Source organism: Phaeodactylibacter xiamenensis, from assembly GCF_000759025.1.
Classification (GTDB): domain Bacteria; phylum Bacteroidota; class Bacteroidia; order Chitinophagales; family Saprospiraceae; genus Phaeodactylibacter; species Phaeodactylibacter xiamenensis.
On the sequence record NZ_JPOS01000079.1, the window covers coordinates 160,256 to 171,861 of the forward strand.

An 11,606-nucleotide genomic window follows, 5' to 3' on the forward strand; every position below is an offset into this window, starting at 1 on the left:
TGCAGAGTTCAGGGCAGGGGGGCGTCCCTTTTTGCAAAGCAAGGCCAGGGAAACGACCTCGTTGAAAACGAATTCTGAATCTCCTAACTCTACCCCGAATATGCACACGATTAAATACCTCATGGCAGCCGCAGTTGCCCTGTTTCTGTTCCATCCCTTTGCTGCTGCACAGCGTACGCTTTCCTCTGGCGGCAGCGGAGGTACGAACCCCGCTGTCGGTTCTTTTCGCTCTGGTATTGGCGGGCACCAACCTGCCGGCACCTTAGCAGGGAATAACGGCAGCGCCTTCCGGGGTCTTCCGGTGCCCGCTGAAATCTCTAACGCGCCCAAGGCGGCTGTAGGGCTGAGCGCAGCCCAAAACGAAAGCGATGCCTATGTTGAAGTAAGGTGGGTACTGCCGAATACTTGTTTCCTTGACCCCGGTCAGCCCGGCCAGCCTGCTCCGGAAGGGGTCTATGTGGAAGTTATAGCGATGGGCGACGAATCCGTCGTTGATCAGGGAGCGGAAGTGATTTACGCAGAATTGATTCAACAGGATGTGGTGAATGTTGTCCGGAATAGTATGCGGCATTTCGTAGGGCCGGGGCATACCGTCGTGTACAAATTAAATACCTATTTAGTAGGGCCAGGCCATGAAATTACGGCCTGCAGCAACCTGGAAGCCACAGGGCAGACTTTACCCTATCAGGCCATTGAAGCCCTGCAAGCCACCGATGAGGAAAGCCTGCACGAAATAAAACTGAGCTGGGAGAGCCATTCTGACCTGCCGAATGAGTTCATCATTCACCGTACAGACGAGGCAGGCCGGGAAGTGGTGGCAGGGACACTCCGAGATTTTGCTGCTCAGGAAACCGTATTCACATTTACGGACAGCTTTGTGCCACAGGACAGCAACAGCATACAAAATGGAGAAATCTATACTTACCGCATCACGGCCTATAGCGAGCGCTTCGATAAAACCTACAACAATCCGGAGGCGGTTGACGATGGTGAAACAGTGCCCATAGCGTTCAATGCACTAAGCCAACCGCAGGACACCCTCATCGCTTTGTCGTGGGCAGATATTCGGGACTACGCCACCCGCATTGCGCTTTTTCGCAATGATCAAGCTGTAATCGAACAGGATTTATCCGATAATCCCGCCAATGAATACACCGATTTCTTTCCCGTTTTCGGCCAGTTCAATACCTATCGCCTGCAAGCCTATCAGGAAGACGAGCTATTGGTGGAAGTAGAAGCCAGAGATACCCTGCCGCCCTTCGGTTATATCGCTGGTGCGGTACGAACGCCGCTCGGAGTGGGCCTGAAAGGCGTGGAAATTACAGCCACGGCTACTATCCGGGGGCAGGCTTATACCTATTCAGACACCACTGACGATCAGGGTTTATACCAGCTTGATGCCCTGTACTTCCGGGATTCCGCCACCTTCACCGTGCGCGCGGTGGCTGACGGGCAGATGATTGGCGAAGAGCCGGTCGGAATGAGTCGGGCAAAATACCGGTATGAAAAAGTCAATTTCGGCTTTAGCACAGAATTGCCCGAACTGGCTGACGACAGCCTGCGCCTGATCAACCCGGGGCTGCAAGCCGGCCTCGATGAACTTGCCCAGGCAGGCGAATGCGCTTCCAGCCGGGACACGGTCTACTTCCAATTGTACCGGGAGGGGCAACTGGTCGACTTCGGCCGCAAGCTCGACGCACTGTCAGATGATACGGTCTACCCATTGAAGGACCGCACGGGGCAGGGCCGGTACAATTACCTGTATGAAGTTCGGGCCTACCTTTACCGCAACGATTCTGCTTTAGTCGTACGCTACAATCTGGGGAATAACACCTTCCCGGAAGTGACGCCGGTGGCCGGGCTGCAGGGCGGTATAGAGCGGGGCGTTGTCCGGCTGGACTGGTCCAACCCTTCCGCCAACATCACCGGTTTCCGGGTATACCGGGACATGGAGCTGGTTGAGGAGCTGCCATCTACCGCGACCAGCTTCCTGGATTTTTACGGCTTCCCGGGCGAAACCCATCAGTACGAAGTGACTGCTTACCGCAAAACCGGCAGCCGGCTTTCTGAATCGGAACCGGAGGACGTGGAGATGGATTTCCCTCCCTTACCAGTCCCACAAAGCCTTGGAGTTGAAGATAAACCCGGATATGCCTATATCGATTGGAATGACCAAACCGATCCCCCCCTGGAGGATCAGTTTTTTACAGGGTATAAAGTTTTTAGAAACGATTACGAGATTGGCACCATTCTGAAGGGAGATACTACCCGGTTTACTGACCTGACCGTGCTGCCTTTCAAATCTGTATCCTATCGCATTGCAGCCTTTTTGCAACGGCCGGATACAACAATCCTTGGAGAAGCGGTAACCTCTGGCCCCATTGGAGGGACAAGCGATGTATTTACCTCAGATGCCTATGATTTTAATTATTCACCCTCAACTCGAAAGGCAATCCTCACCCTCAATCCTGACTTTTCCAGCAGCGATTTTACCAATGCAGATGGCTTCATTTTTCGTGTTAATTTGGAGTATCATGATACCATTCGGATTGGTGAGCCAGCGTCGGTTTACCATTTCAATGGCGAAGCGAATAACTTTACAGGAGTCGTCGTTAGAGTGCGGCCCTTTAAAGAACAGGCGGAAGGCATAGTTAGCGGGCCTTTAGATGAGTTAGTATTCAGTGGCGCTCTGCCGGTGGATAATGATGATCTCGAAGCCCCTTCCAATTTCCAGGCCTCCGAGCACCTCGCTTCCCACGTTGTACTGACCTGGGACTACCCGGTTTTCAAACTGTCTGATTTTGTCATTTATAAGGATGGTGAGGTGGTGGATACCCTGCCCACTGTTGCGAGAGCCTTCTATGACCAGGAAGCCATACCTGGACAATCGACCTCTTACGCTATTCAGGCCATTTACCAGTCATCCGGGGCAATTTCTACTTCAGTAAAGGTTGGTGATCAGGGCAAGCGGTTGCATGGATACCGGGTCAAAGGAAGAATCCTGCCCGAAACGCTTCCCAGCCTCGCCCTGGACAGTACGCGGGTAGAGCTGATCAGTGACGGGCGGGTGCTGGCCCGGGGCTGGACCAACGATGCAGGGGCATTTGTTTTACCGGCGATTGCCCCCACTATGATGGGCAATGATAATGAAGTACGAATCAGAACAGAAGGGCGCAGCCTCCACCTGGTGGCTGATGCCTTGCCTTTTGATAAAAACGAATTGGAGAGCGGGGATGTATTCCTCACCTTCCGGGATCAGTTTCAAGCGGCCGCCTATCCGGACTTCCCGCAACCTAACCGGATTGCCAGAGTGATTAATGCGGTAGCGGAAGATGGCCCTCGCGGGGAAGCCGTCCTGTTAAGCTGGCAGGCTACCCCCGGGCGTTTGGATGGTTTTGAGGTATACCGCAATACCACGCTGCTGGCCCGGATGCCCAAACGGGGCAGTACCCTGTATCTCGCTGATTCTACCGGGGTTGGAGGGATTGACTACGATTATTCCATTACGCCATACGCTATTGTCGAAGGCCGGAAGCTCCTCGGAGCGAGTGTAGTCCTGCCCAAGGTTTTTCCACGCCTGGCAGCAGTAGACTACCTCACTGCTACACCTAATCTGACGGGGTTCAATACGATCTCATTACAGTGGAGCCACCCCACGGCAGAAGCCGACCTTTTCCGATTGATCCGCAATGGCGTGGTTATAGGAGAGCTCAGTGGCCATGCAGCTATGGAGTGGGTAGACAGTACCGGTATCCCCGGGCAGCTATACAGCTACGAGCTGGAAGCGGTGCGCAGGGTCAATGGCAGCGAGCTGGGCCGCTCTCCTTTGCGCAGTGTGCAGGTCAGGTTTCCGGGAGTCGTTGCGCCCCATCTGGAAGCCGTGCCTGATCCGGATCGGAATGGCGTGCTGCTCAGCTGGTCTTACGAAGGCAGGCATGTTTCCGGTTTTCAGCTGTTTCGCAGCGGTGAGCTCATCGGTCAATTCGCACCGGACAGCCTCGAGGTGCTGGATCAGGGCGGATTTCCCGGGGCTTCCACGAGCTACGAACTGGTAGCCTTGCTGGAACGCAACGGGCAGCTGTACCCATCATTGCCCGAAGAAGTGGAGGTGGTGTTTCCTGTACTGCACGAGGTGGATCAGGCCCAGCTTGAAGCGGATGAAAGCCTGGGGCTGGCCCGGCTGAAGCTGCCCTATGCCTACGAAGCGATTGATGCTGTGGAGTTGCAAATCAGGAGCCTGGACGCAGGTGGGACGCTTTATGAGGAAACGCTAAGTGTCAATTATGAGGAAATTGGCCATGATACCGTGACCGTTGAACTCCCGAATGGCTGGCCGGGGCGAGAATTTGAAGTGAAGCTGCGGGCGCTTGCCACCCGGCAGGGCGTGGACTTTTTTTCCGAAGGTACAGTACGTTCCCTGGATTATTACCCTGATCCCCCCATGGGTACGGCGCTGGAGGCCAGTGACGATGAATTCGAAAACCGCGTGGAGCTCACCTGGCAGCTCCCCTTTGAGGCGAACGTTGACAAACAGCGAATTTTGCGGGGCTCAGATATTGTGGCGACCCTACCCGCCGGGCAGCGTACTTTTTCGGACGTTATAAACGGAGATTTCGGAGGGCCTTTTCTGTATACGGTATTATCCATCCGGGAGGCGCATGGCCAAATCTTCCGGTCCGGCGAGATCAACAATGACCATGGCTCCTGTTTGCTTACCGGGGCGAATGAAAATCTGCTCACGGAGGTAACGGCTTCAGACGGCACCTTCAAATCGCGGACCCTCATCAACTGGTCGGCGGCTTCAACCGATACCCTGCAGGGGTACCGGGTATACCGCGACGATGAACCACTGGCTACATTGAACCCCACCAACACCTTTTATAACGATACCGAAGGCGTGCCCGGACAGGAGTACGTATACCGGGTGGAAGCCATCGGAGACAGCGGAGAAGCAGCCCAATCCAAAGCGGACCGGGGCCACCGGCAGAGCGAAGGGCGCATTGCCGGTCGGGTGCAGACTGCCATTGGCGGAGCACCTGTGGCGGGGGCTGAGATTACTGCAGTTGGCATAATTGGCGGAGAGGAATATCGCTACGAAGCGGTATCCGGGCCGGATGGCAAGTATAGCATTGAAGGGGTTTTTTATGGAGAAGAAACAGCGGCTTACACCGTCAGCGTTTCGTACCAAGACCATGAATTCATAAATAATAACAAAGAGGTGGAATTTACACCTCAAATCTGGTCTTTCAATAATATCACGTTTTTCGACAATACTGCCTACGTCGTCGAAGGAAGGGCACTGTACGCGGGTACAGACATCGCTATCCCTGGTGCAACGGTAATGCGGAAGTACCATTTTACACCCAATACTCAGGTTTCACCGGAACTTGAGCTCGAAGAAGTCATGACGGATAAAAATGGCCGGTATAGTTTCAATGTACAGCCGGACCTGGAAGGCTTACAACGAATTGAAATCCTAATCTCGGAAACTAGTCAGTTTTTGGATGGGTCAGATACGCTCCTGATCCGCCACGATTTTGAGGCAACCACACAGGCAGAATTTGCAAACCTCAGCGCTTTACCAACGGTAACGGAACTCAATTTTGAGGACAGGATTACTTATGACTTCGACATCGCAGTTACCACAGTCTGCGGTGGGCCTCCCACCGATTTCGGACGGTACGAGATAGAAGTCAACCGGCCGCAGGGTGGTTTTTTCCGTACCGCGCTCACGAATGCAAATGGCCAATTAACCTTATCCTTGCCGCCGGTTAATGGGCTCCAAATCAGTGTCCGAGAGGTTGAACCCAAAGTCGCCGGCAATTTGCTGGTCCGGGACTACCTGCGGCCCCGGCCTGCCACAGCCGATATCCTGGCCTTACACCAGCAGTACGACGCATCTGGAGGGGCGCTTAATTTGGACAGCCTTGCCCGTATAGAATTGGTTTATCACAAGCCGGCGGGGATACAGCTCCTGACGCCGTTCGGGACACTCGCCTGCGGAGACCCGGACCGGCCGCGAGTCATAATGCAGGGCGAAGAGTATACCGTTCAATTTGCGGTAAGCCAAACCCACCGTGGCCAGGAGTGCCCGGTGACGGAAGGCTATTTAGTGATCAACAATTCAGCAGCTGAAGTACAAACACAAACGATTGAACTAGACGAAAACGGGCAGTTTCTTCCGTATGCTTTTACAGGAGGGTTCCCAAATTTAGTTGCTCCTCACCTGAAAGGAGTACGTATTAGTTACTTTTCGCCGACCGGAGACTTGTTGGCAGAACGGCGCCTGAGTGTGCTGGTTACCGGAACCGATCAGCTTCCGGGAAATGATATTATTGTTGAGCTGAACGATGATCAGTTCAAATTACCGGTATTGGTACTTAGAGATCCGCCCGGTGATCATAGTTACTCCTACATAGAAGAAGGAGAAACCGTGTCTGTGTCCTACGTAGATTATGATAACAACTCTTACTTAGGAAGTGCATTTACCAATCAGGGATTTACTGCGTTAGGGCTTGGGTTCTTTGCCAACGGAGAGGTGGGAGGGACCGTAACAGATAGTGATCAGACGGTATATTCCATGGAGTTTACGACACGGGAAAGAATTTCCACCTCTGCCGACCCCAGATTTGTCGGAAGAGACGCAGATGTACTCGTTGGAGTCGGTATGTCCACTCAGTATGGAATCGGGCAACAGATTCTTTTGGCAGAGGAGGATTGTGCGGTGGAGAAGAGAGAAATACTCAGTATTGCTCCTAATGGAATAAGAACGGATTGGCTGTATACCGTTGAGCAGATCGAGGCATTAATTGAAGAGCGGGAACGGCAGATACAAGAGGTGGAAGCAGGTCTTTTGCAACTCGCAGTAGACGGGGTTGAGCTGAGCACAGAGAGCACCATTGTCCGCTTAGAGACTGAGCGCAACAATTGGGAGAACGTTTTGGACTACCACGGGCGCAAGTCAGTTCCTTACAATCAACTGTGTGCCATGACACTTGATGGGGACCTGATGTATGATGAGTTGAAAAGGGAGGGCAGAATAAATGAGTGCGGAAAAGATATATTTGGGTTTGATATCAGTTGCCTGGCGGATGATGATTTTGATGGGCTGGACAAAGCAGACATTCAGGAAAGGGTTAATAATGCCAAAGAAGAGCAGGAGTCATTTTGCTCAATGATTGGAAACGGCCAGGGAGCTGACTTCGTGCCGAATGAAACGGTCATTTTCGACAATAGCCTCAAGGATGCCTACACCAGGGCCTCCAGTATAATGGGCTATTGGCTGGACTCCTTATATCTGGAGGTAGACGAAATCGAGGATAGAATATCTGATGTACAGGCCGGCATAGGCCTTTTTGAAGAAGTGGAGAACACTACCTTCTCGGGAGGTATTGAAATTGAAAAACAAAGTGTGGTAAGGCGTTTTTCGAGCTCGGAGGAGATGCACGAACAGGAAGCGTACTTCCAGATTTCCGGTGGTTTTTTAGGTTCGAGGGAGCTGACCTTAAGTACCGGGTTTGGTGTTATCGTAGGTACAACAAATCTCACCACCGAGAACCGTATCGGTTTGGCCAACGGGGGGCGTTTCAGATGGGGGCACTCTTACTATACGGATACCACCATACAAACCATCACCGGTTACGTGCTTTCTGATGACGACCCTGGCGACCAGTTCAGCGTAACTGCCATCAAAGCCCGCACGCCTGGCCACTCTCCCTACTTCCAGCTCCTGGGTGGCCGCTCCTCCTGCCCACCCGAAGAGGGGGCTATTCAGCGCGATCAGGTGGACCTGGCACTCTACGATCCGGAAACTCAGAGTACGTTTGATTTCCTTGAGCAACGCAATCTGGCGCCGGACGATGGGGCGGTATTTTATTTGCAAATGACCAACCTCAATCCATTTGGAGAGGCCCGGGATGTGAGCCTGTACGTAGATGGCCTTTCGAATCCTAATGGTGCCATCATTAATCTCAATGGGGATGAAGTCGGAACCAGCTCCGAAGATGGAGTGGTGTTTAACACCCTCGCTGCTGACAATCCCATAATCGTTCCCATTGTTATGGAACGCTCCATTGACCGGTATCAATTTGATAGTATTGGCATCATCCTCCGCCCCAGTTGCATTGATGGAGACCCCGTCCTTGATGCCCTGCGCGACACCGTCTACATCAGTACGTACTTCGATCACCCCTGCAGCGATGTCACCATCACCTCACCCGGCAACGATTGGGTCATCAACGCCCGTAACCCTTTGGATGAGAACAGCCGGGAACAGCTGGAAATCAAAATTCAGGATTATGAAGTAGAAAATACAGCCTTGCGAAGCATAGAATTGCAATACCGGCCGATCGGTACCGGAGCCAGCTGGCAAAGGATAGCCCCGGAGGATTTGGCAGGCGGCATCAACCCCATCCCGGCAGATACCCTGCTGGCGTATAATGCGGCTAACTTTGGGCCCGGGGAGCCTGCCGCCTATTATTTCATTTGGGATATTACCGAAAACAACACCTACTTTGACGGTATCTACGAAGTCAGAGCCATCAGCAATTGCGGCACCGATGGCCGGATTTTCTCCAATATCATCCGCGGGCGCATTGCCCGGCAGGTGGACCGGCTATTTGGAGTCACCGAACCCGCTGATGAGCGCCTGCAGATCGGTGATGAAATCAGCATCCGCTTCAATCAGGATATCGGATGTGGTGAGCTGGACTCCCTGCAAATGATTTTGCGCAGCCTGACAACCGGCGACACGCTGGAAGCTGAACTCATTTGCTTCAATAACGACAATACCTTGTTGATTGACCCTGCCCTTCCCATACAAGATTTGGACGGGCAGGAGCTACAGGTTCAGATCAGGAATGTGCGCGACCCCTTTGGCAATACCTACGAAGGGGATTTTGAATGGTCCTTCGAAGTTATTGGCCGGGATGTTTTCGTGCTGCCGGCGGAGCAGGAGCTCTCCCTTTACCAAAGCCAGCGGGGTGCCGCTGCCTTCAATCTTTTCACCACCGTGAATGCAAGCGTGGACTTCCAGGTACAGGGGCTAGCCGATTATCCGTGGCTGAGCACAGCTACACCAAGTGGTACTGCCCCATCCGGGGTAGCCACGCCATTGGTATTCGAGGTGGATGCGGGAATGCTACCCGTAGGCGATACCGTGGCAACCCTTACTGTGGCTTCCCAATCCGGGCTTTCCATACAGGGGTCGCAGGATGTTAAGTTGAAAGTTAATGTGTTCCGGGAGCCGCCCTATTGGAACCTTGACCCCAGCCAGTATAGCAGCACGCAAACGGTGATTGCCAACTACAGCTTCAGCGGACCGGAAGAGGTATCGACGGATTCACTCGACCTTATTTCCGTTTGGATGGATAACGAAATCCGGGGCATCGGGCAATTACGAGAGATACTCCCGGGCGAATACGCGGCGGTGATTGCGGTTTACGGCAATGCAGAAGATGCCGGCCGGCCACTGCAGTTCCGGGTATGGGACGCGGATCCGGGCATAGAGTATAATGCTTACCCCGGTATTTACGAAGCCAAACCCGTATTTGGAGAAGGGAGCACTATCGGCACCTTTGCCGAGCCAGAGTTATTGCTAATTGACCCTGCAAAAAACCGGGCGCGCTACATCCCGGTGAATGGGGCGGGCGATGGCGGCGGTGGCTACACCTGGCTGTCCTTCAATTCCGAAGAGCCGGACAATAGTGTCAACGCTGTGCTTCGGGAGTTGCAAGCTCCCCAGGATGGCGATATTCTCAAAACCCGCGACCAATCGGCCGGCTACGTCGAGGGGCTGGGCTGGTTCAGCCTGAACGGCTTGGATACCATACAGCCGGAGGACGGCTACCTCCTTTACCTGAATGGCCCCGATGATACCCTGCGCGTTACGGGCAGAGACGCGGCCTATTCTATCATTGAGCTGGATAATGGCTGGAATCTGATCGGCTTTCCGCTGCAGCAGGAGATGGGGATTAATGAAGCCCTTCAGATCACGCCAAGTGATGCCGGTGAAGAAATCAAGACGGTGCCTCAAGCCCCTGGATTGAACAATCAGTTTGCCATGTACGATGCCAGCGCGGGAATGTGGCTGGCATCAAACAATATGCAGTACCTACGGCCCAATTATGCTTACCAGCTTAAGGCGAATGATATGGCCTTTCTGGATTATCCGGGAGCAACCGATGGCTTGCAGGGTGGAACAGGGCTGCGCCAAGCTCAACCCTTACCCAAAGCCAATCCGGCCGACCCCTCCACCTGGAAGGTGGACCCCAGCCAGTATCCTTCCAGCATGGTGCTGACGGCTACTGTTCACTTTGACAGTATAGTATCCATTGATCCACAGGACCGTGTGGCGGCCTTTATAAACGGAGTCTGCCGAGGAACCGCCCAGTTGGGAGAAATTACTGCACTTGACCAGTTCATGGTAGCGATGCTAATCTACGGCAGTGCCGGTGATGAAGAAATCGAACTCTTGCTCTACGACGCCAGCGCGGACCGGGTCTATCGCTGCACCGATACCTTCGAATTTATTCCGGATGGAATCGCTGGCAGCTTTGGGCAGCCATTGTCGCTTTACAATTCCCCGGCGGGCGTCTGGTTTGAAACCCGGGAAGGCTACTGCGCAGCCGATACCACTGCCGGAGCTGAAATCACCTGGTGGAGTGGACTGGAGCCTCCATTGACTTTTACCTGGAGCAACGGGCAGGAGGGAGCAGCGTTGACCGGAGTTTCACCCGGTATTTACCACATCACCCTTACGGATGGCCTGGGGCTTTCGCTAACCGATAGCGTCACTATAGGACTCAGGCCGGAAGGTGTACCGGTTCCGGAAATCGGATACCCCCAGGGGACAGCGATTTGCCTGGGGGCACCGGCAAGTGTGGAGGCTTACCACGCTATGGCGGACGCTACGGTGCACTGGAACAGTACTACCGAAGGATTTTCAACCGGTGTAACCTGGGCTCAAGACAGCCTTAATAGTCACTGGTCCGGTACTGCGGTAGCGATGTTGCATGGTTGTCCTTCAGATAGTGTTGCCTTTTATATTGAAGTGGTTCAGCCTTCCGCTACCTTTAGCCGTATTACTGATTCTGTAGCGCTGACCGGTCATCCGGTGGTGTTCAGCGCAGACACACTGGCTGCAGACTGGCATTACGAATGGGACTTTGGAGATGGTACTACTGCCACCGGGCCAGTGGTCCAGCATACTTACCCGGTGCCGGGCAATTATATAAGCGAGCTCCGGGTGCAGGATGCCCTCGACTGTACGCATCGGTCTGCTCAGTGGGTGGAGGTTCAGGCCCCCACAGCACAAGAGTTGGTCCCTAGCGGCCCTATGCCCAAAATCATCGTGATGCCTAACCCATTTGATGAGGTGTTGACGATCACCTTGCAAGCTCCGAAGGCAGACACCTATCATTTGGACATTCGCAACTATCAGGGGCAGCTGCTTTGGGAGGGGCACTGGCAGGGACAGGGGCAACAGCAGTGGAGGTTACCGCTGCAAGTCCCGAATGGCTATTACCTGGTTCGGATGATTACTGGCGCAGGGCATACCGTTACCCTGCCTGTTTTGAAGCAAAATCAGCACCACTAAACCCAAACGC

At 53.6% G+C, this 11,606-nt stretch carries 1 protein-coding gene; it reads left to right on the forward strand.

Annotated elements, in window-relative coordinates; genetic code table 11:
* Window positions 1–100 precede the first annotated feature (100 nt).
* Complete coding sequence (locus IX84_RS20660; protein ID WP_044225211.1) at window positions 101–11,596, forward strand: PKD domain-containing protein; 11,496 nt, start codon at window positions 101–103, stop codon at window positions 11,594–11,596.
* Window positions 11,597–11,606: the final 10 nt, after the last annotated feature.

Bases quoted from the DNA above. Each gene is read 5' to 3' on its own strand.
- IX84_RS20660 (WP_044225211.1), top strand. From the start codon at position 101: ATGCACACGATTAAATACCTCATGGCAGCCGCAGTTGCCCTGTTTCTG.